Annotated in this window: 22 protein-coding genes and 1 pseudogene; 5 read left to right on the top strand and 18 right to left on the bottom strand. The window is 40.6% G+C overall.

Features of this window, described 5'->3' with window-relative positions:
• Positions 1-46: 46 nt before the first annotated feature.
• The 4 genes from AC58UW_RS19700 to AC58UW_RS19685 all read right to left on the bottom strand — a co-directional run bounded on the left by AC58UW_RS19700 (position 47) and on the right by AC58UW_RS19685 (position 2546).
• A complete protein-coding gene (locus AC58UW_RS19700) occupies positions 47-595 on the bottom strand; it encodes a hypothetical protein (protein WP_497422309.1) in 549 nt (182 codons plus the stop codon).
• Between the two features lie 103 nt (positions 596-698).
• Complete coding sequence (locus tag AC58UW_RS19695) at positions 699-1073, bottom strand: VOC family protein (protein ID WP_497422308.1); 375 nt, start codon at positions 1071-1073, stop codon at positions 699-701.
• A gap of 210 nt (positions 1074-1283) precedes the next feature.
• Complete coding sequence (locus AC58UW_RS19690; RefSeq protein ID WP_497422307.1) at positions 1284-1496, bottom strand: hypothetical protein; 213 nt, start codon at positions 1494-1496, stop codon at positions 1284-1286.
• Between the two features lie 105 nt (positions 1497-1601).
• Positions 1602-2546, bottom strand: a complete 945-nt coding sequence (locus tag AC58UW_RS19685) for a GNAT family N-acetyltransferase (protein ID WP_497422306.1) — start codon at positions 2544-2546, stop codon at positions 1602-1604.
• Between the two features lie 198 nt (positions 2547-2744).
• Here AC58UW_RS19685 and AC58UW_RS19680 point away from each other — a divergent pair, with 198 nt between their 5' ends.
• Positions 2745-4811, top strand: coding sequence for a response regulator transcription factor (locus AC58UW_RS19680; protein ID WP_497422305.1), 2067 nt, complete (start codon positions 2745-2747; stop codon positions 4809-4811).
• 323 nt (positions 4812-5134) lie between these two features.
• Here AC58UW_RS19680 and AC58UW_RS19675 read toward each other — a convergent pair whose 3' ends face one another.
• From AC58UW_RS19675 to AC58UW_RS19650, 6 genes are all read right to left on the bottom strand, one after another.
• On the bottom strand, positions 5135-5593 hold the full coding sequence (locus AC58UW_RS19675) for a hypothetical protein (protein WP_497422304.1): 459 nt from the start codon (positions 5591-5593) through the stop codon (positions 5135-5137).
• Positions 5594-6191: 598 nt separating this feature from the next.
• Entirely contained in the window at positions 6192-6821 is a 630-nt protein-coding gene (locus tag AC58UW_RS19670) for a GNAT family N-acetyltransferase (protein WP_497422303.1), read from the bottom strand.
• 460 nt (positions 6822-7281) lie between these two features.
• Positions 7282-7533: a hypothetical protein gene (locus AC58UW_RS19665; protein WP_497422302.1), complete on the bottom strand. Its 252-nt coding sequence runs from the start codon at positions 7531-7533 to the stop codon at positions 7282-7284.
• Between the two features lie 481 nt (positions 7534-8014).
• Positions 8015-9319: a sensor histidine kinase gene (locus AC58UW_RS19660; protein ID WP_497422301.1), complete on the bottom strand. Its 1305-nt coding sequence runs from the start codon at positions 9317-9319 to the stop codon at positions 8015-8017.
• Positions 9319-10005, bottom strand: coding sequence for a response regulator transcription factor (locus AC58UW_RS19655; protein ID WP_497422300.1), 687 nt, complete (start codon positions 10003-10005; stop codon positions 9319-9321). Before AC58UW_RS19655 ends, AC58UW_RS19660 begins: the two co-directional genes overlap by 1 nt.
• A gap of 31 nt (positions 10006-10036) precedes the next feature.
• Entirely contained in the window at positions 10037-10585 is a 549-nt protein-coding gene (locus AC58UW_RS19650; protein ID WP_497422299.1) for a hypothetical protein, read from the bottom strand.
• 125 nt (positions 10586-10710) lie between these two features.
• Here AC58UW_RS19650 and AC58UW_RS19645 point away from each other — a divergent pair, with 125 nt between their 5' ends.
• On the top strand, positions 10711-11169 hold the full coding sequence (locus AC58UW_RS19645; RefSeq protein ID WP_497422298.1) for a chromate transporter: 459 nt from the start codon (positions 10711-10713) through the stop codon (positions 11167-11169).
• Here AC58UW_RS19645 and AC58UW_RS19640 read toward each other — a convergent pair.
• The 3 genes from AC58UW_RS19640 to AC58UW_RS19630 all read right to left on the bottom strand — a co-directional run bounded on the left by AC58UW_RS19640 (position 11067) and on the right by AC58UW_RS19630 (position 13122).
• A complete protein-coding gene (locus AC58UW_RS19640; protein WP_497422297.1) occupies positions 11067-11495 on the bottom strand; it encodes a GerAB/ArcD/ProY family transporter in 429 nt (142 codons plus the stop codon). The two genes, AC58UW_RS19645 and AC58UW_RS19640, sit on opposite strands and share 103 nt — an antisense overlap.
• A 24-nt stretch (positions 11496-11519) precedes the next feature.
• Entirely contained in the window at positions 11520-11726 is a 207-nt protein-coding gene (locus AC58UW_RS19635; protein ID WP_497422296.1) for a hypothetical protein, read from the bottom strand.
• A gap of 139 nt (positions 11727-11865) precedes the next feature.
• Positions 11866-13122: an MFS transporter gene (locus tag AC58UW_RS19630; RefSeq protein ID WP_497422295.1), complete on the bottom strand. Its 1257-nt coding sequence runs from the start codon at positions 13120-13122 to the stop codon at positions 11866-11868.
• Positions 13123-13223: 101 nt separating this feature from the next.
• On the opposite strand from AC58UW_RS19630, the gene AC58UW_RS19625 reads away from it, so the two are divergent.
• Complete coding sequence (locus tag AC58UW_RS19625) at positions 13224-14177, top strand: LysR family transcriptional regulator (RefSeq protein ID WP_497422294.1); 954 nt, start codon at positions 13224-13226, stop codon at positions 14175-14177.
• A gap of 762 nt (positions 14178-14939) precedes the next feature.
• Here the strand turns inward: AC58UW_RS19625 and AC58UW_RS19620 are convergent.
• The 3 genes from AC58UW_RS19620 to AC58UW_RS19610 all read right to left on the bottom strand — a co-directional run bounded on the left by AC58UW_RS19620 (position 14940) and on the right by AC58UW_RS19610 (position 18155).
• Positions 14940-15803 carry an AraC family transcriptional regulator gene (locus AC58UW_RS19620; protein ID WP_497422293.1) on the bottom strand — a complete coding sequence of 288 codons (864 nt, stop codon included), beginning with the start codon at positions 15801-15803 and terminating at the stop codon, positions 14940-14942.
• Between the two features lie 518 nt (positions 15804-16321).
• Complete coding sequence (locus AC58UW_RS19615) at positions 16322-17440, bottom strand: oxidoreductase (protein WP_497422292.1); 1119 nt, start codon at positions 17438-17440, stop codon at positions 16322-16324.
• A gap of 517 nt (positions 17441-17957) precedes the next feature.
• A complete protein-coding gene (locus AC58UW_RS19610; protein WP_497422291.1) occupies positions 17958-18155 on the bottom strand; it encodes a hypothetical protein in 198 nt (65 codons plus the stop codon).
• Between the two features lie 907 nt (positions 18156-19062).
• Between AC58UW_RS19610 and AC58UW_RS19605 the strand changes: the two genes are divergently transcribed.
• Entirely contained in the window at positions 19063-19410 is a 348-nt protein-coding gene (locus AC58UW_RS19605) for a winged helix-turn-helix transcriptional regulator (RefSeq protein WP_497422290.1), read from the top strand.
• 225 nt (positions 19411-19635) lie between these two features.
• Positions 19636-19801 (top strand): annotated as a pseudogene (locus AC58UW_RS19600) (transposase); the annotation flags it as partial.
• Positions 19802-19931: 130 nt separating this feature from the next.
• Here the strand turns inward: AC58UW_RS19600 and AC58UW_RS19595 are convergent.
• On the bottom strand, positions 19932-20117 hold the full coding sequence (locus AC58UW_RS19595; RefSeq protein ID WP_497422289.1) for a hypothetical protein: 186 nt from the start codon (positions 20115-20117) through the stop codon (positions 19932-19934).
• Between the two features lie 272 nt (positions 20118-20389).
• On the bottom strand, positions 20390-21091 hold the full coding sequence (locus tag AC58UW_RS19590; protein ID WP_497422288.1) for a Crp/Fnr family transcriptional regulator: 702 nt from the start codon (positions 21089-21091) through the stop codon (positions 20390-20392).
• Positions 21092-21281 lie beyond the last annotated feature (190 nt).

The following is a 21281-nucleotide window of genomic DNA, read 5'->3' as shown; positions in this document are numbered from 1 at the left end:
TTATCTAACTACGACACATCGTAAGGGAGTGCTTTCGGAGTAGGAGTTAAAGGGATGCAGCCTCCGCTTGATTCGATTTTCCAGTCCAAATGAGATACCCCATGGTTACATACGTAAGGCCCCAGAATAGAGCGAACCATCTTTCTAGTCCTGGCAGTCCAAATGAGAGCAACATGATGACGAGTAACATGACCGTCCAGCGAGGAAATACCTTGGCGCGAAACGTTAGAATCGCTAGAAGAATGGTACCTACAAGTAATTCCATGCCTGAAACAGCACCGATAATTTCAGCAAACGTACTTTCTTTGGCATAGAAGCCATAGGCAAACAAACCGTAGAAATTGGAAGCAATTAATAAGTTCCCGATCATGAGCAGCAGAACAGTGATGAAGCCAAGTACACCCGTTTCCTTGGATTGTTTTAAATACAGCGCTATGGAACAGACTGCCATTAGAATACATGCTGCAAAACCGCAAATCACTTCAGGGGTGCTGTCATCTCCCCAGATGAATGACGAAGGGGTCATTCCAATTCGTACAACTCCAGCAAGTATACACAGAAAACCTAGCCACTTAATTACCTTTTCGATTGTCATTTAACTGCAGCCTCCTTGTTCTTTGTAATCCATATTTCTCCATTGTCGTTGATCGTCAGCGGAGGCGGAAATCGAATCTAATTGCAAAGCAATGCTATTAAATTCAATTGCCATTGTGTAAGCCCTGTGGCCAAAGCACCTTAATTTGATTGCCTTCGGGATCCGGAAATTCAAAGGAAATACCATCCTTCTCAACATACAGCCCTCGAACTGGAATTTTTCTGGCTTTGATCCGCTCCCAAAGTTCTTCGGTTTCTTGCAACGAGCCTGTATGAAACACGGTCTTAACGGCAATTGGGTTTCCTACAATACTTAACTGACTGACGCATCCATCCCATTCCAACGTTAATTCCGACAATTCCTGTACCATATCCGACGTCACCAGTTTTAAATCAAAGATTGTTTGGTAGAATGCAGCCAATCTGTCCCGATCGCGGGCGTACAGTCCAGACCCACCCAACCTTACCCGACTTGTCATTTCACTCACATCCTTTCGCTTTGATAAATCTAAGATAACACTGCAAACGATTTCGTTTAATTATTCAAAAAGATACAAAAGGGGTATCCATAAGGATACCCCATAAACTGGAAGTTTCTAACGGCGCATATTTACGAGTTGCGAAAACAAATAACCCTACCTGGCTGTAAACTTCACCAGATAGGGTTATTTGTTTCTTTTATGCCACTGTTAACAGACTTCTGGCTTCGCTTCCGCCTTGGCAGCGAACAACGCCTCTGGCTTCAATTCTACTTTGGCGCTAAAAAGAGCCTCTGGCTTCGCTTCGGCCTTGGCGAAGGATGCTGTTGGTTGCGCCGTTCCCAGCGATACGAATAGCGCTGCTACCAATGCTGTTTGCATCACCCATTTTAATTGAATACGATTCGATTTTTCATTTGTCATTTTCTTTTCCTCCAGTGATCTTAGTTTGCGGCTCTGAAGCCTTCGGGCTCCTTGTAATGCCACTAAACCAACTATAATGCCCTGTGAGAAATTCCTGTAGGATCCTTAAGTATACTTTTTGGTATACTCTTTCTCATAAAATCCCATCTGGAAAGATGCTGTCATACCAGCTCTCTCGTATAATCGATTAGCACCGGTTAAGCTTGACGCATCCACACTTAGTTGCACATGATGGATTCCTTGCTCGAAGCATGCACGGAATACCGTCTGCAGTAAAGCAAGCGCTATCCCGCTTTTACGCCATGCACGTCTAACACCTAGCAGATCGACAAACGCGTGATCCTTAAAGTTTTTGGTAACGATGAAACCAACTAGTTCCTCACCTTCATAGGCTTGAAACCAGATTGAGCGGTCGTAGTACTCTTCACTTTTTGCAACAGTCCACGCTTGATAGGTTATTTCTCGATAACGATTCGTATCCTGAAACGTTTCACAGTAAGCCTCATACAGAAGGGATTCGGTGCCGGATTGAAACGGAGTAATCCGTATCGCATCTGTCGTCGCTGCCACGGATGGAAGTTCTTTTAGTTCAATGCTCATTCGACTGTAAAGTCTTTGAAAACGGAAACCTTTATCTTCCAGTAGCAATATCGCATTCTTATTAAGGGCAGGTATCACATTGGAAAGTTTCCAGTTGATTTCATTACGCTCGGTTGTATACTGGGTAGCTCGCTGTTCCATCCGCTCTATGAGAGCGCTGCCAATGCCAGCACCTATAAACATAGGATGTACATAGCCATATGATGAAAGTTTACCGGGCTGATCCTCTTCAATGAACCCAAAACCAATAAGGTGCTCATCCCGTATCATAACCCACGTATTTGTTTCAAGATCAAGACCACTTAATATTTCCAACGTATCCTCTAGAACTATATCTGGTACACCATATTCTGCAATATCACAGGCAATCATAAGATTCGTTATGTCAGTGGCGTCTTTCAACAATGCGTGTCTACAATAACTGTAAAATGATTTCGATTTGCTTGTCATTTTTACCAATTACCTCTTTCCTAAGGGATATAACAACTATATCAAAAAGGAACCAATGTATAACATTATCCAATGAGGTTGAATAGGGTATTCTTTCGGATAACATTCCCTCATTATTTTGTTGTACCGTTCAATCAGATGCGTGTAAAATGGAAAATAAATACTAATTCTGGCCAATATTAAGGTGGTGACTGTAAATTGATAGATGATCAGCTTGATGAATTAGAAGAAAGATGGTTGGTGGGACGGAAGCGTGAAATTCTCCATTTTGTTCAGCTGCTTGGAGATACAACTAGATCCCAACGAATTGTGAATGTCTACGGAACCGCAGGCATCGGCAAGAGTTCCCTACTGGATGAGTTTCAGCAACAAGCAATTGCGAAAGGAGCCTTCACACTATCCGTCGACAGCGAGGGCTTTGTTAAGACGCCGCAAGCATTTAGCGAATACATTCTTAACCTACTCCCTCATCAAAACAGCCAAGACCACCAAGCTTCAGACCTCCCAGTGGTCTGTCTGGAAGCACTTCATCACATTTCATCCAATCAATTGGTAGTACTGCTTATCGATGTGTATGAGCAAATGGAGAGCATGGACCAATGGTTGCGGGAATACTTCCTCAAAAAATTGAAAGGCAATGTGCTTACCGTTCTGGCTGGCAGGTACCCTCTTAGTGAAACATGGCACCTATCCCCTCTTTGGAGACCACTTATCGTGCGCATGCCCTTAACAGAACTCGATTATGCCGCGGTTGCCCGCTATGCTGAACATACCTATGTTTCAGACGAAGAGACGATTGGCCGCATCTGGCGTTATTCCAAAGGGCACCCCTTGACGTTGACCTTAATCGCATTCCTATTTAGCCAACCTGAGTATAAGGACACGTCCGATCATCCAGGCGGAGATGATTCGCTACCTTACCTTGTCAGTCAATGGCTTAAAGAAGTGCCGGGAGATCATCTGCGTCCGTTAATTGAAGCAGCCTGTGTGCTGCGCCACTTTAATCAGGAAAGTTTATCCTTCGCTATAGGTCGTGACATTGCAGCATCTGAATTTTATCAACTCGTTCGGTTCTCCTTCATTCGAAGAGTGGATCGCGGATGGACTGTACATAGTTTAATGCGAGATGCTGTGTGCCGTGAGCTTCTATTCCGTACTCCCGCACACTATGAGAAAATCAGGACAAAATCGTTACAGCACTACTATGAGCGATTAACAGATACGAGTCAGCATCGAGTCGATCCGCGCGAAGCCATTGAGCTCATGTATTATATCGGAGACGCTTTGATTCGCGCTCTTATGAATTGGTTTGAACTCACACCTCGGCACTATGAAGTGGTCGGCAGTCATCATCAAGGTGAGTTAGAAGCTTACGTTGCCAAACGAAAGGCAAGTACCAAGGACATGCGAATTGAAGTGTATGACCCCCACTCGAACGGTCACTTCAACTTTCAACTCACTTCAAAAGAAGCGTGTTTGACCGTTCAGCATCTGGATTTTAATTCGCTCTTCCAGCTTGGGTACGATGTTGTTCGAGTCATGAGGGATGAAACGAATGCGATCATTGGATTTGCGGTTATTATCCCGATAAACCGCGATACGTTGCCCTATTTAAAGCGGGCGCCCCGATCTTCCACCTATTTTAACAGTTTGTCACCTCAAATGAACGCGCGTCTGTCTGTTCCATCACACACTCGAGCTGGTTGGTTTATCGAGACTATTGATACGGCCGATTATACGGACGCTTCCCAACAGGCAGCTATGGGTCATTTAATACATGCTTTGATTTTTACAGGAGAAATAATTATCGAATCTCCAGCGCCTATCTCCTACTTTATTGAGTCGCATAAGAGTCTGGGCTTCGATATTGCCTCGAACGGCAGACATGTTAACTATGATGGCGAAACACCGACAGATACATTTGTTTTGGACTTGCAGAACGAGCAGGGGGTAAGCTACATCCATCGGATGCTCACCATTACTGGTCAACAGAGGCTCGTGGAACAAGACAGGGCACCACGGGTTCAGGCGGTGATCGTCTCTCAGGATCATCAAGCGGACTCCTCAGATCGGATTATGGCTAGAACGGATATTACGCCACGTGAGAAAGATATTGCAAAACTGCTGGAGCAAGGTTACAAAAACGCAGAAATTGCGACAACCCTGTATATTAGTGAGGTTACCGTCAAAAAGCATTTGAAGTCAATGTTTGCCAAACTGGAAGCAACAAATCGCACCCAATTACTGAAAAAATTACTGAACTAAGATTCACAGCCCAATGCCCATAAAAGGCAGCTAAACACAAACTGCCCACCATGTATTACTGCCCTTTCGTATTATGAGGTTAACCAGTTTTTACTGGTTGACCTCTTTTGCATTTTAGAGGTTGAGTAACGGTAGCCGGGGCCGAACGTCACTGCCCGTGGGACTATGATCCCGTAAGCTAATTTGTTTACCCCCTATTTGCAGAAACATGTTTGAGGCTGGTTGAGACAACGATCTCGAATAACAAGCGAAGCTATGACACTGCAAGAAGGACTAGGGGCTACCGTCATATTCAGTATCGGAGTTGAATAGTTTAACCAATTTTAGTTTCGAACAAATTCAGCAGATACCGTAGTTTTGCTCCAATTCACATGAATACTGTATGAACCAGGCTTCAAATTCGAAAAAGTCTTTTTATCTGTATAGTCTTCACCATGCTCCAAATCAATGTAGTCTTTTATTGGAACCCCACCTTCTTCTACTACTTGGTTGTCTTTTAACAACTTATATCTTGCTCCTCCAATAACATGAACTTTTTTTTCACTTTGATTTTTGAAAGTATAAGTAATTTTTGTATCAATCCCTAAGTTTTCTACCTTAACGGAACCGATTAAATCAGATTGAGTTATTTTACTGTCTGAATCTGATGGTTTACTTGAAGAGGTATTCGTGGCTGATGAATCAGTCTGTATTGATACGGATTCAGTATTTTTCTTAGTACAGCCAGTAAAAATCATGCACACGAATAATGCTAACATTATGATGTAGCTATTCATTTTCATCGTTAATATCACCTCATCAAACTATAACGAACACTTTATTGAATTAATTGCGAATTCCAAGAATCAATCACTTTTCACCATTGAACTATCCTGCTCGTTAGCGGGGAAAAGGCAACCGCTTTTAGTCGGTTGCCTTTTTGAAATGTTACCCTGCTTTTTGGATTTAATGAACCTACGTTCTCATACGTTGTCTCTTTGGCTTTGCCTATATAGACCGAATCGTGTCTTTTAAATAATTTTCTTGGTTCATCACTTTCAGAACATACCAATGCGAAGCTTTTATTAGGTGAAATAATTAGAAATAAGTATAATAACAACACCACAAAAATGCCAAACGTTTTAACTAATCCCACCTCTTTTCTGCTTTGTTCAATCCCCTATATCACCCGTTAGTTAGTCGATAGAGGAAGCTAAGTATTCTAGAAAACCAGTAAATGTGTCAGAGCATTTTGTTATTTCGTCTAGGTCCAAATCTATAAAAGGAACTTCAACAATTAAAACGCAGGTTTATTTGTAGTGTTAGTTTAATTATTTCAGCACCATTAGCCATTGAACCAAAATAAATCCGCACCTTTTAAATAACCGCATTAAAAGCCCGTCATGGCAGATTACGCGTGACATCGAGGTGCATCCGAAGCACCGGTCCGCCCTGTGAGTTGGCGACGCCGGTGACGACGAACCCCACCGATTCGTAAAACGCCTTCGCCGCGTGATTGGCGGACACTTCTATACGCAAACCACGACGCGCAATGTCAGCGATCAGCGCACTGGCAACGCCTTGTCGTATCCAGTCAGGATCAGTGAACAGATCCTCGAGTTCGAGGAAGTCGTCAACCGGACGCGCCGATGCGAAGCCGACGACCCGCCCGTCAACAACAGCAACATGTGCGAACGGCAGCATCGCAACGTCCCACACAAGCCACTCGGGATGATCGGCGATTAGATCGTGGTCGGCTTCGTTTGTCAGCGAAGCTCGGCGATAGACGTCACGTATCGTGTCGACGTCGCCGATGACCGCGCTCCGAATGACGAGGTCAGACGATATGAATCGTGAGGTTGGCACCCCATCGTCAAACTGATGAATCCACTCTCCTTCTCGCTTGAGGTTTGCGATTCTATCTCTGATCAATTCGGAGAACTGACTCTCACCTTCTCCATCAACTAATGTTTTCTCTAATGCTTTAATCTCGATTGAAATGATAAATCGCTTAAACTCAGCCATATTCATAATGATCCAACGCTCCTCGCCCGGTTAAACCGCACAGTATACTGGATGTATATTATTACTGAGCAAGTCTTAGTCTATCGAGCTGGCGATCTCGGACCATCTCCACGCAGTAATACCCTTCATTTACCACAACCTCTCAACATTACTGCCCTTTAGCGGAGCGGTTAGGTTTATTTTGTTGGCAAGTGGAGAATCTCTTGAGTGATCCGATCCCAAAAATCGATCTCCTACATAAAAATAAAAAAGCCTGATTCCCCAGGCATTTGCATTCAAAGTTATGTAGGACATTGGTGTCATTGGACAGTCACCCACCCATAAAAAACCAATTTGTTTGCCTAAAGGCCGACGATATTGGCTTTTTTATATTAACTATACAGAAATTTGTGCCGATGATGTGCTCTTTTTGGTTCGACTACAAGAAAACCTCCTTCTTCTAAAAAGGCAGTTTTCAATAGCGTTATTATTTCCTCGATCTAACCATGTGATAGGCATTACTAATAAGCAGTCCGATAAATAAGTACATTAGGCCACCCAAAAAACCATAAATAACAACACCTACTATTGCGCTTAGCACACCAAAAATCACTTGATCCTTATTGGAGACTGGAGAGGTTGGTGGGTCTGTCAGCATAATTAGAGCAATGAACAGTGAAGCGTTTATAAAAGGCGGTCGAAATGCATCGGCAGCTTCTCCGAATGGATGAGCAGACATTTATATCCCTCCAACTCTTTCCACATGTAACTTGGATGTAATCAAAATTCCCTTCAATTCCATTTCAATCATCAATTTTTTGCCTTGATCCAACCCATATAGACATATGACCGTTGAGAAGACATCTGCCAACATGGCGTATGGAGCCACAATACTGCAGCTAAGCAACTCATGAGGCGATTGCTTGCTGTTCGGGTAAATAGATGTCGGTTATTTTATCATTTGTAATGGTCACTTTTCCTCCAATGGAACCACGCCGATTACTTCCACTTCCCTCGAAGGTGCCACTCTTATATTGGCTTTTGATCTGGCTGTTAACTGTATGAGTAACTATACATGACGCCAATGGCTGTAGTACAAAGCACAACCCATTTTTTATCCATTTTGGCCATATTCATTCCTCCAACTTACGTAAGAAGTACTTGTGATATCCTGCTTCACCTTTCATCTACTTCATTCATGATACATCAAGTAAATGAAATTAAACTGAAATCCGCTCTGACTGGAATTCAATTTCGAATATACTTCCTTTCCCTTCTTCACTCGTAACATGAATGTAAGCTCTGTGACTGCTTAAGATGTCCGCGGCAATAGAAAGACCTAATCCTGCGCCACCTAATTCTCGTGAACGTGCTTTATCTACTCTATAGAAACGCTCGAATATGCGTGCGAGTTCTTCCCTGGGAATACCAATTCCCGTATCAGCTATTTGTAACGTTGGTCTACCGTCTTGTGAAGTGCGATATGAGATCGTTACTTGTCCGCCAGGTGGTGTATACTTAATCGCATTATCAAGTAAGATATAAACTAACTGCTTTATTTGATCTATGTTCCCATGAATGAATGTAAGTTCATGTTCAATTATGGGGGCATCCAACTTTAAAATAATTCCTTTCACATGTGCCAGCGGTTGTATCGCCTGATACATTTGATGAGAAACTTGAACTAAATCAACCTTATCCATCTTTATCAGTAGAGATTTCGAATCACTGCGGGCTAAAGTTAGTAATGACTCTACAAGCCGGATCATCCTTTTCACCTCATCCTGTAAACTATCCAGGATATGCTGTTCAAACTCGGGCAAGTTATCCTTGCATTCCTCTAATAATTCTACCGATGAATGAATAACACTCAGTGGTGTCCTTAGCTCATGAGATGCATTCGTTGTGAACTCAACCTGGCGAGCATAGGATTTTTTAATAGGGACCATTGCTTTGCCAGCAAAGAAATAAGCTAACCAGATCGCAATGGATAATAAAACAACGGTAGAAAGCATTAGGATTAGCCTGATTGTACGTAGGAGCGCTTCATTTGAGGATATGTCTATGGCCATCCAATATTCGCCGCCATCGTCATTTAAAATTTGAGAACTGACTAGAAAGGTTTCCCTTTTCCCACTTTCATCCACATAAAACCGTTCACCCTTCTCACGTTTCATTTCATTTCGCTGTGACCAATTTAAGAGTTGATTGGACATTGCTGTGTGACGACTAGGTGAAATCTGGGTTTTCTGATCCGGACTCACCCAAACAATTAATTCTTCTGAAAGTAGGAATATCCACTCAACATTCTTATGGTCCATTTGTCGAATTCCTTTTGTTTGCTCCTCTATGCGATGCTCCCATTGCTGGGACATTTTATTTTTGAGATCATCTAATTTCTGAATTTCATTGTGTTGAAGGGTTTCCTGTAGAAGCAGATAAAAAAAAGCAGTGATTAGGATGATAACAACGCCAAGAATACTGCCGAAGAATATCGTCAGTTGCTTTCTTGTTCGCTCGAACATCATTCTCCTCCTTCTACAACCAAGCGGTAACCAAGTCCACGTACATTTTGTATAATTTTATCTGAAAATGGGTCGTCCAGCTTCTTACGCAGTAATTTAATGGTTGCATCAACTGTATTCAGTGTAATTTCCGCATCTATGCCCCATACGCGGTCACTTAACTGCTCTCTACTTAATATTTGTTTTGGATGCTGTGACATAAAAGACAACAATTGAAATTCGCGGCGCGAAAGAGGAATCGAAACCCCGTTTCTACTCACTTCAAATGTACTATGGTCAATGACAAGTGTATCGCCAAATATTTTAGTATCCGCTTCCCAGTTCGTTTCTTTTCTACGATATAAGGCATGAAGACGAGCAATCAATTCCTCAAAATCAAATGGCTTCACCAAGTAATCATCTGCACCGGCATTTAATCCTTGAACGCGGTCAGTAACGGAATCTCGTGCCGTTAGCATAAGGATAGGCGTCCGATTCTTCTTCATTCGGATTTCTTTGCATAGTTCAATACCGGTTTTGTGTGGAATCATCCAGTCCAATATATAAATATCGAAGGTGACTCTTTCCATTAAATCCAATGCGTACTCCGCATCTAATGCCCATTCCACTTGGTACAGTTGCTTTTTAAGCTTATATTGAATCAGCTCGCCAAGCTTCACATCATCCTCAACCAGTAAGATATGCATAGCCCTACCACCAACTTTCTCAGTATAACCGCTATAAAAATGCATGAATCAAAAATAACACAGCAAAGGCTAGTCCACATCTTAGATGCCATTTCTTATCGAGTCTTCTGTAACGGAATAAACCCGATATCGGTACCGGTAACAGGACGATTAGTGCAAGAAGCCCGCTAATGTTGTTGAAATCCCATTTAAAACCATACATAAAAACGGCAACCACATGAAGTGTAATGAGTGCGATCACGAGAATAGCAATGGATGAATGATATTTTTTGACAATACGAAGCAGCATAACCAAACCTTTTTTCATAAGAGCTAATTTTCCCCAAATGCGTTGTTTAATAATAAATGCTAACACGTAATTCGCTAATACCACGAATAAGGCTATTCTGGCATTGGAGCCATAATCTTTGAATGTATGCTCAAAACGACGGTCGTGCAATGTTGTTGATGGTAAATGAAGAAGACTCCAAAGCTGCCATATGATATAGAATGTGGACACTGCCATCGCACCAAATACCCATATGCATTCTTTCTTAGGAATCCATGATGGTTTTACTTCTAGATTTTGATGAGTGCTCATCTTAATTCCTCCAACTCCTATTGATAGTTGTAATATACCCCATCTTTCTGAAAATGAAATGAAAACCGAAACAACCGAAGCCACCCGGATTCGATTGTTTCGGTTTTTTTTAATTTGCTTGAGTTATGGTTGTGTCCCATGCAAGCAATTTAGGGATGGGTCAAAAACTTACCCCAGATAGGAAACGAGTGACAATAGCCATAGTCAGTGCAACAATCACACTGATTTGGCAGACTACGATAGCTCAAATAGTACTTATTGCTTTAGCAGCATTAATTGGAGTACTCCTTTGCCAAGAAAAAACTGAGGTGGGACGCACAGCCCTTCAAATTCCAGTTAGCCGCACCATAGGTCTGATCTGTTTAGTTTTGTTCCTTGCTTTCCTAATTGGTCTACCTATTCTGAGGGGAATTACTGCTCAGCACTCGCTGGCGTTATTTGATAGTTTCTATAGATCCGGATCCCTAGTATTTGGCGGAGGTCACGTAGTTTTACCTTTATTAAAACGAGAGATGGTACCAGCGATTGAAACGACAAAACCAAACAAACTGGCGATCACCCACTCTGGCGTCGTAGGCAAGTAGATCTGTACCATGAAATCAGCAAGTTCCCGCAGTACCAGGCTCGCCAGATGAATAAAGAAAAAGCTAATTACAATCATTATGATGATATTGGGGACCCGTCCAATTAGTTCCTTCCCGTAATGAACGATAAACTCGCTTTCCTTCCGCTTCGCAAGGGTAAAAGAAATGAAAGTGATAAGCATACCTCCAATGGCAGCAAGTAGGAGGGCTAACCAACCTTGATAACCGGCTGATGAGGAGATGGGGCCTATCAGAAATCCTGTTGTCGTAGAGAAATGATAGAGAATGAACATCAATCTAATTTGAAGCTGGGTAATACGCTGCATAACAGCCATCTCCTTACTAACAGGCTATAATTTATCAAGGCTGAAAACATATTCAATCAGCTGGTTAGGACTTGGCAAATTCTGAAAAGAGTAGACGGCCATGACATACACATAAGCCACAAATATGCTGCAGCCTGTGATCCAGAAGGTTCTTTTTTTTCGCCCAAGATGCTTTAAAAAGTTCCATTCAAACATAAAAATCCCTAGAAATACGATTGTGATGATAATCATGGTCACCCTACCCTACCTGTTGTGCTGACGTATGATTGAATTTCTTTCAACCCCAGTTCTTTTCACGTGCACATTCAATAGACCATATTAATATTGTTATATTCATAACTACTAATCGTATTGTTCCTGGTACATCATATTAGACTTCCTCTCCTTTACTAACTGAAATTCTGTTATACACGGGCAACCGGAGACATACTAATCCTGCAAGCGCTGATAAGCCGGCCGCTGTCCCAAAGGCAATGAGATGTGTTCCAAAAAACTCATATCCCCAACCGGCAGTATAGACACCAACTGCCCCTCCTATTTGATGAATGAAATAACTCCAACCGTATAAAATACCCAACCATCGGAGCCCGTACATAGTTCCTAGAATAGCGGATGAAAGCGCCGTACTTCCTGCCCATACAAGCCCGCCGAAAGCCGACACCATGTACAATTGCCATTCTGACATGATCAGTACAATTAGAAGAAATTCTGCTCCGCGAAAGATATATATGCTCGAAAGCATAAACCGTTTCGAAATATTGTCGGAAAAATTTCCTAAGAAAACACTGCTAATCATCGCAACCAACCCGAGTAACCCAATGCTTAAAGAAGACGTATGCTCATGAAAACCATGATCCATCAACATCGGAACACCGTGAGAACCTAATAAATTCATACTGAAGCCGCATCCGAAAAGACCAAAAGTAATATACCAAAAAGGGCGTGTTGCGAGGGCATCGGTCCATTTATCCAGTGATATCATTGGTGCCGTAAGATCGGTTCGATTCATCATGATTTGTCCGGGAAGCAGGTCTGTGTTAACTGGAGCATCGTCACTTAGAATCAATGTAGAGGCCGCAATCAAAACGAGAAATAAACCTGCAAGCAACAACATCGTTGTCTTCCATCCAACCCATTCAATTGCGAATGTAAAAATTGGAGTCATTATTGCGATCCCTCCCATCGAACCAGTAGACAAATAAAAGAGCGCCTTTCCCCTTTGCCTTGTAAACCACTTGCTTACAATAGGAGTTACAGCAATCGGACTTGTAAACGAAAGGCCTAAGGACAATAGAATACTATAAGCAAACGTAAAGCTTACTGGTTCATTCGAACAGACCGCCCAAACCGTTGAAATCACTATCATGACTGCTCCTGATAACAAAACAAATCGAGTTCCGAGTTTATCGACCAGATAACCGGCTATAGGCATACCAATCCCGTACACGATCATACTTATGGCAAAAATAGAAGACAGAAGTGTACGACTTATCCCTAAACTGATTAACATCGGATTAAAAAAGGGCCCTGCTCCAAGACGTGTGCCCACCGTCAGCATGGTGATCAATGATGTGACAATGACAATATTCCATCCATAATACCATTTTCTCATGATTGCCAGTTTCATCTTTTAACCTCCATTCCCAAGAATCAAACTGTACTTTTGTTGATGATTACTTTACTACAGATAAATTGATAAGAAAAAGACATATATGTTATTGTAGCAATATGATTTACTTATATCTTGGAAAATTAGGTGATCTCGGAAATATGGAGTTTAGACAATTAGCTTACTTCGTTGAAGTCGCGAGATTGAACAATTTAACACGAGCGGCTGAACGGCTGAAAGTCGCCCAACCGGCGCTCTCGCAGCAAATCAAAAACCTGGAACGAGAACTTGGTGTAAGGCTGTTTAACCGCTCTGCCCGCGGTGTAACGCTTACTGAGGCAGGAAAGATATTTTTTATTGGTGCAGAAAAAACATTAGCGGAGGCGGAACGGGCCAAAGATTCCGCCAAAGGATTCAACAACCAGCTAACAGGGAAGGTAACTGTAGGTGCGCTAGAATCCGTAGTGCAAACCAGACTACCGCGAATGCTGGCAACCTTCGGGATTGAGTTTCCGGGGATTAAAGTATTTATTAGGGAGAATACAACCAGATCGCTTCTTGAGGCACTTAAAAAGGGCGAATTGGATCTCGCTCTTGCACATGAAAGGGATGATAAATATTTTTCACAGTTGGAAGATTCAAATCCTCCGTCTGGAATTTGTGCGAAATCACTGTATAATGACGAGTTAGTTCTTACCGTTGCTAAGGGTCATCCATTGGAGAAGCATAAAGCGGTTTCTATCCGCGAATTAAGGGAAGAATCGTTTGTATCTTTTAAAGAGGGATCTAGGTTACGTTCACTTATATATGCGGCGTGCATCAGAGAGGGTTTTGAACCAATCATTACCTACGAATGCGCTTCTCCGCGGATATTGGTGGCAGAAGGCCTCGGTATTTCGATACTCCCTAGGCTCATGGCAGAGACACCAGGCCCATCTATTTCGATTATCCCACTGGATCCTCCTCTATCTCGTTCGGTGGCCATCTTTTCCTTCGAGGGACGTTATCTCACGCCGGCAGCCGATATTTTTTTGCGTTATGCAGAAAAGTATCTAGGTCGAGGTATTCCATGAGGGGATAGACTCACACTCTCATCAACACTCCCTCTCTTTCCTCAACAAATTTTTTATGATTGGGTTAACCTTAACGGTCATAACGGTGAAAAAGGCGAAGGAGCTACCTCGGCAGCTCCCTTTTAGTTGCTATACTTATTCACCTATTGTTTCCTTAGTTGAGTCCCATCTAATATCGTAAAAAATTCTAATGAGTGGGAAATATTTGATTTAGATGGTGCTCCAAATGTTCAATGTAGTCTTTAATAATCCATTCTAATGTGACGGTCTGCTCTTCGCCTATCTCACATGAGCTCTGTAGTATTTTTGCTGGTAATTCAGTGATCCAATGATTTAGGCTTTCTAATGTTGGTTGAATTGATCTCACTCCCCCATCATGTTTTACACATTATAGCAAATTTTTGTACGTAACGTTACTCCGTTCTTCTGCCCGTTAGTTGAGAAAAGGCAACCGATCCAATAGGATCGGCTGCCTTCTCTTGTTGTTATTGAACTCTCGTTATCCGTTAGCGCAATGATCTAGCATTTAATATTGGATACTGTTCACCACGTGTCACTAACTGATAAAGTAATTTCTGTAAAGAATCGTCTTCCGTAACCAGAAAACGATTCTTTTAATGATCTTGCGGTCAGTTTCCATTTGAATCTCCATAATTAGGCTTGTAGTAGTCCCTGTTATTCTTCAAATCCCCTCCAGTTGTTGTTGTTACCCTTGGGAGGGGATAATTACAATAGGTTGTAATTAGTCAGCTACATTTATCTCTATCTTTTTTTACTTATAGGCATCCATATTTCGCTATATACATTTTCATAAGTACCCGTGTGTTTTGTAAAAGAGATCCCAGGTATATCTGCTATTTCATAACCAGAAGAAGGCAGCCATTCCGAATAAATTTTAGCAGTAGTTTCTTGAAGTGTAACAGGAAACGGTCCTTGATTAGGGAAAATAGCCCATAAACTTTCTTCAATAGAAAGTTGCTCTAAATCATAGTAGGGATTTTCTTTTGTAGTTGCAAAACCAAGCATATGAGTGAGATGCCCTTTTTCTTCCAAAAAACCATCATCAAAATTATAAGATACATTCAAGACTTGATGAGGATATAAATCAGCTAATTGATGCATTTCATTTCGTTGTTGTTCGGTAATTGACTGGGCTAGCTCAACGATAGCATTATTAACACCTTCGAATTGAATGGGTACTCTTTTCGATATACCTACGATATTAAACTTCTCTTTCTTTTCAATTTTAAATTCCATTGATATTCCTCCTCTTATATCTATAAAGAATGATAATTTGGGAAATGATTTTTGAATTTTGTTTTTAATTACTTCTGTAGGTAAAAAACCACTCCATTCACGAAAGGCTCTCGAAAAGCCATCTACAGATTGATAACCATATTTATAGGCAGTATCTGTTACTTTTGCTCCGTTAATTAATTCAACATTTGCAACTGATAGTCTCCTATGCTTGATATACTCATTCAATGACATTCCAGCCATATAAGAAAACATTCTTTTAAAATGAAAATCAGATAGTCCTACAATTTTTGATATATCTTTTCCAGAGATTTCTTCCGTCAAATGTGTTTCAATGTAGTCCATTAAATTATTGAGTTGTTGTAACATTCATTTCCCTCCTTTACAAACACATTTTATCGGTAAAATGTATTTTCCGCTCGATATTTTATATACGGAATTTATCGGTATAACTTAAATTTATGATACGCTTCAATATGAATAATCTTAAACTATCCTTCTCGTTTAATATTAACCTCCGTAAGCGGGGAGAAGACAGCCTTTTAATGTCGGCTGCCTTCTCCTGATATTTATTAAGCTATCGTGTCCCCTTAGAGTTGAGAACTTACTAAATTCCTTCGTTGTCACTTCTAAACTAAATATAGTTTGAGGAGTATATAAATTCCCATGGCAATCCTCTACGACTGTGTCAGAATATTCATTCAAAAAACTTTTACAGAACTCTTGTGCCATTTTATCGCTCAGTTCATATTCCAAACTACTTGTTTGAACAGTGAGTAGATCCGTGGCTTTGCGTCACTGCCTTTATCCTTATTTAATTTTCACGAAATCTATTTTGTAGAAATCCTCATATTAGTCTCGTTATTGTTCTTCAATAAGGATATTCTTTACTTCGCATACCCATACAATTCTTGGTCCTTTAGATTAGGTGTAGGACCCAAAATATTTTCTAAAGCTGATTCCATCGGAAGACCTTTCTCTGCTTTGAACACCCAGTCATGATTAGCTAGTGCGGCTTTTCCTAGTGAAATCAAATCCGAACCTGTCTCCAGCGCCCTTTCGGCATCCTCTGGCTGATCCAGTTGCCCATTAGCAATAACAGTCGTATTTCCATATTTTTTTGCTAATTCTGCTAGTGTTGAACCGCTATCCCCGAAGGCAGGTGCATGGGCATTATATTCAACGGTGTGGATATAATCGGGCTTTTCTGCGCTTATGGCTCCGAAAATGATTCGGGCGTCTTCTTCACCATTCGCCCACTTGTGGGTATAGTGATTGGATTTAGCCTGCGATATTCGAACGCCTACTACAAAACGTTGACTAACTTTCTCCTTGACGGCTCTAATAACTTCGGTTATAAAACGCACACGGTTCTCAGTTGATCCGCCATATTCATCTTGACGTAGATTTATGAAATCCGTCAAAAATTCGTCCAATAAATAACCGCTTGCCGCGTGAATCTCTACCCCGTCGAACCCTGCTTGTTCGGCTCTTAAAGCTGCTTCCGCAATACTGGCTATGATAGCTTTAATTTCTTCTAGTGTAAGTTCCTTCGGCGTTGCATACTCGCCTTCACCTCCAAATGCTGGTGATAGCTCACCTATTGGCTTCACAGCCGAAGGAGCCACTGTCCCTTTTGGATAATGAGAGAGAGCACCAGTATGGGCAATTTGCATAATAATTTTACCACCCTTAGCATGAACAGCTTCAGTTACTTGTTTCCATGCTTCCATATGCCCAACATTTGCGATTCCTGGTTGAAAACTAAATCCTTGACTGTATTCTTCATCTGTGTATGTTCCTTCAGTAATCACAAGACCAAATCCACCCGCAGCATAGCTTTCATAATATCGCGCCATTCTATCGGTTGCATTTCCATTCATTTCGGCAGAAATGCGAGTCATCGGGGCAACTACTGCTCGGTTTTTCAAGGCAAGGTTTCCTAGATTATATGTGGAAAGAAGTTTTTTAAGTGTAGTCATGATAAGTATCTCCTTTAATGTCAAAAAGTTATTTTTCCAAAAAAATCAATAAATCTCTTAGGTCTATGGCTCGACAATGTTTTCGATTATGAATAATCTGTTCCTATGTTCAAGGATTTCTACAAGAATAAATGAATTGACGACCACTACTTTACCATTAAAACTATTGTATTTGTTAATTTGCTGCCCCATTCACCAACAGGTTCAAGCCAGCAAACAATTCTGTCCTCAATTAAACTTGTAAGCTTTTCCTCATATTCAATACGATAGATATGGTTAGGAAACTCCCCCTTTATTTTTAGAAGCATCTTACTTTTTATTTGCGCTTCTCACAAAACTCATTATGGAGCATAAGTGCCAAATTGAACAGTACTTACTTTTAAGTTATATAGTAACCATAAAGTGATAATTACGTTTTTCAAGGGGGAAACCTACTAATCTACATGTAAATTACCTGCAATTATGGTTTGATCCAGAGGAACAAGCTTTTTTGTTCTGTAAAATAGATTACTTTGGATTGGTTTAATAGAAGACAATAAAATCAGCCTAAATACATGCTGCCTACATTTATTGATACTGGGGTTAGGGATGCTGCTAAATCTCCAGCTGTTGGAAAATGCTTCTCTGCTAGTTCAACAAAATAAATTTGACTAGTCGATCCCTGGACAATAACAACCAAAGACATTAACAATATACTAATCATCGCGGCAAAAACAGAAGAAGCTGTTAAACCTAACATTGACTAGTCCAGAATGTCACATGCCATCCGTAAACTTGTCCAATTTGGGTGCCTAAAGGAACGCCAATAACTAGAGAATGTGAATCCAGAGAAAATTACTGATTGAGCGAATCCCTTTTTACCATCTGGAATTGTATCGTTTGTTCCAATATTTAGTGCATATGCTACCAAGACACCTTCAGCTATTGCAGTAAGTATTCGGGATAAAAAATATGACTGCATAAGAACATCTTAAACAGCTAATTTTTAGCCTCCGTTATCTGGTTACCATGTAGTCCCTAGTGAATATGTTTGTACTGCACGTGTCATGGATGTTTGTTGCCAATAGGCCTGCCCGTTAACGTAACGAGGCTGCCTATTTGCGGCAGCCTCTACTTTTTGTTTATGAAGCTCTCGTTCTTCGTTAGGTGAATGAAAGACTGCCGATCGTGCCAGCAGCCTCCAAATGCTGTGTTTTAAACAAACATTTCTCGGTAGCAGAATGATGCGATGCTTTTTTCTCTGCGCGCATCTTTTACTTTATAGCTTAATAGGCAAATCTGCATTATCTCTCATAAACAGGTGTATAACATCCAACGGAGCATCACTGACAATCCACTGACCACCCTTATGTGAAAGACCATTGTACTCTAAAACCTTCATTAAAAACGCTGACAATTCGCTACACATAGAATAGGTAATTAGCATCAGAACTTTATATTCATCTGCACTAATGCTTAATTCTGACATCACTTCTATTCGCACAGTTACAAGGTTGTTTTCATCTCGTTGTTAACCTACTATTAGTTTGAATATTTTAAGCTTGTATTATATTATGAATCAAAAGAAACAATATAAAAATTAGACACTTTTTTGTTACATAGTAACCAAATAGTTACAATTAAACTCGGGAGATGTTAAATCATACATGAAAACATATTATTGCGACTTAGAGATTTCCTTGGAGGTAATCGGGGGGAAATGGAAGGGACTTGTTTTATACCATTTGATAAAAGGTCCCAAGCGAACTAGCGAGTTAAAAAGACTTATTCAAAACATTTCTCAAAAAATGCTCATTCAAACACTTAGAGAATTAGAGATTGACGGACTCATTCGTAGGAACATGTATAAACAAGTACCTCCTAAAGTTGAATATTCAACTACTGAACTTGGTCAGTCGCTTGAGCCTGTGTTGAGAGCGCTTTGTTCCTGGGGTGGAGAATATGCAGAAAAAGCACTCACTAAAGATGAGTATCAAATTCTAGATATAGAGTAAATGTAAAATCAAAGTTTCAAAATATAACCGTTTGAATGTAAATTCCGATTTATTCTATGGTTATTCATAGTAGTTGAACTTCAATTAACTTTAAACCTAGGTCCTCAAAAACCTGGTTTTAAGTTATTAAAGTATGGTTACCACAACTTAATAATAAGATCACTAACCTCAGCCTTAAGCCTCACTCATTTAATTCCAATTCATGCATGATATTTGTACCTGCTGCGTTGCCAAACCATTGAACGAAGTTTCGCGGATGCCAAAAGAGCTCCACGTACTTCTCTATTGCCGGCTTCGGGGACTCGAAAAAGTCCAAGAACAAGCGTTGATGACGGCCATTGCCCAGAACATAAAAAAGATTGCCAACCACCTGGCCAGAAAGGCCGGATAGTAGGCATCTTTTTTTGTTACACTTGGAATGGTCATTCATGACCGTATTTAGTAACTAAGATAGGGTTTGTCAACAATCTGCCGCTTTTTAAAGCGGATTTCTCTTAATTAATGTTCACTGATAAAAAATATTAACCTAACTTTATACCAATAGACGCATTATCTTCAGGCGTTCCAAGCCAATAGCCATATGCTATAGCTACTTCAACAAAATGCTGTAAAGCTTCTGGTGAAGGCGGGCCTGGTGGAACAGTGTCAGCTGGGCGACCAATTTCATTGAAAAATTCTCCCATATTCACTGTCGATACGACTAGCAATGTTACTGTCTCGCTAGAGGAATTTCTCCAAGCGTGCTTTACATGTCCTGGAATATCAACTGTTTCACCAGCCCTAACCGTTTTCCAACTGTCTTCCGTGAACGCTTCAAGTTCCCCTGCTAACCGTTCCTTTTATTCTGTAATCTATCTTACAGGAAACTCGGATCTGCCTTACTCGAGTCTTGCAAAAAGGTCTACTCGGATAGATCAAGTAAAGTCGATTGCAGTTAAAATGTAGTCCATTTAATTCAAGTTGTTAAGCTATGTTTAAATTATGTAATTTTTAATCGTTCTTCCGCCATCTCTAGCTGAACCATGATTGATTTTCTACCAGTAATAATAACACCTTCATTAGAGAACTCTTGTAAAACAAGCGACACTGATTCTCTAGTAGCACCAATCATGTTTGCCAATTCCTGATGGGTTAGGGGAATTACTATTCTTTGATACCCATTTTCTTCTACGCCGAATTTTTTAGATAGTTTAGTTAGAAAAAAAAGAACTTTACCACGAAGATCACTTAACGCCAGGCGCTCCAATACTTCGTCCCTGTCACGTAATCGATTACTGAGCTCCTCTAACAGTTTTAAAGCGAGTTCAGGACGCATACTCAAAAATTGGTCGAATTTATCTTGATTTATGGAGCAAATAATTGTATCCACCATGGCTTCCATATAATTACCGTTCGTTCCAAATGAGTATGATTTGCTTTCTCCATACATACCACCTGTCCCTAGTATACCTACAGTATATTGCTTTCCATCAGAATTTGTTTTAAACAATCGAAGTCTTCCTTCAACAACAATAGACAAACCCTTACTATTAACTTCTGGTGTTTGAATTAGAGTACCTTTAGAGATAGACGAAAAATTTGTTCGGGGTGCCATTTGATCAATTTGCTCTAAATCTTCCTTTGGAAGCGATTCAAATAATTTGAACTCCGATAAACTCCATGTTTTTTTAGTGTCCAGCATTAAGCATCTCCTTATTCTAATCTAAAACATGTTTAATGGAACTATGCACAATGAAGTTCATACGTACAATGCGATTTCATTCATCCCAATGGAGAAGACCACTAAACTAAAGTATCCCCTGTTTTTCATGATAGCATTAGAACATTTTTGCTAAGTGTGACCTATAATGAAATTCCAATTTACATTCAAA

This window comes from Paenibacillus sp. J22R160 (assembly GCF_059692135.1).
The sequence above is the reverse complement of the archived record's forward strand: the minus strand, read 5'-3'. Positions and strand labels throughout refer to the sequence as shown.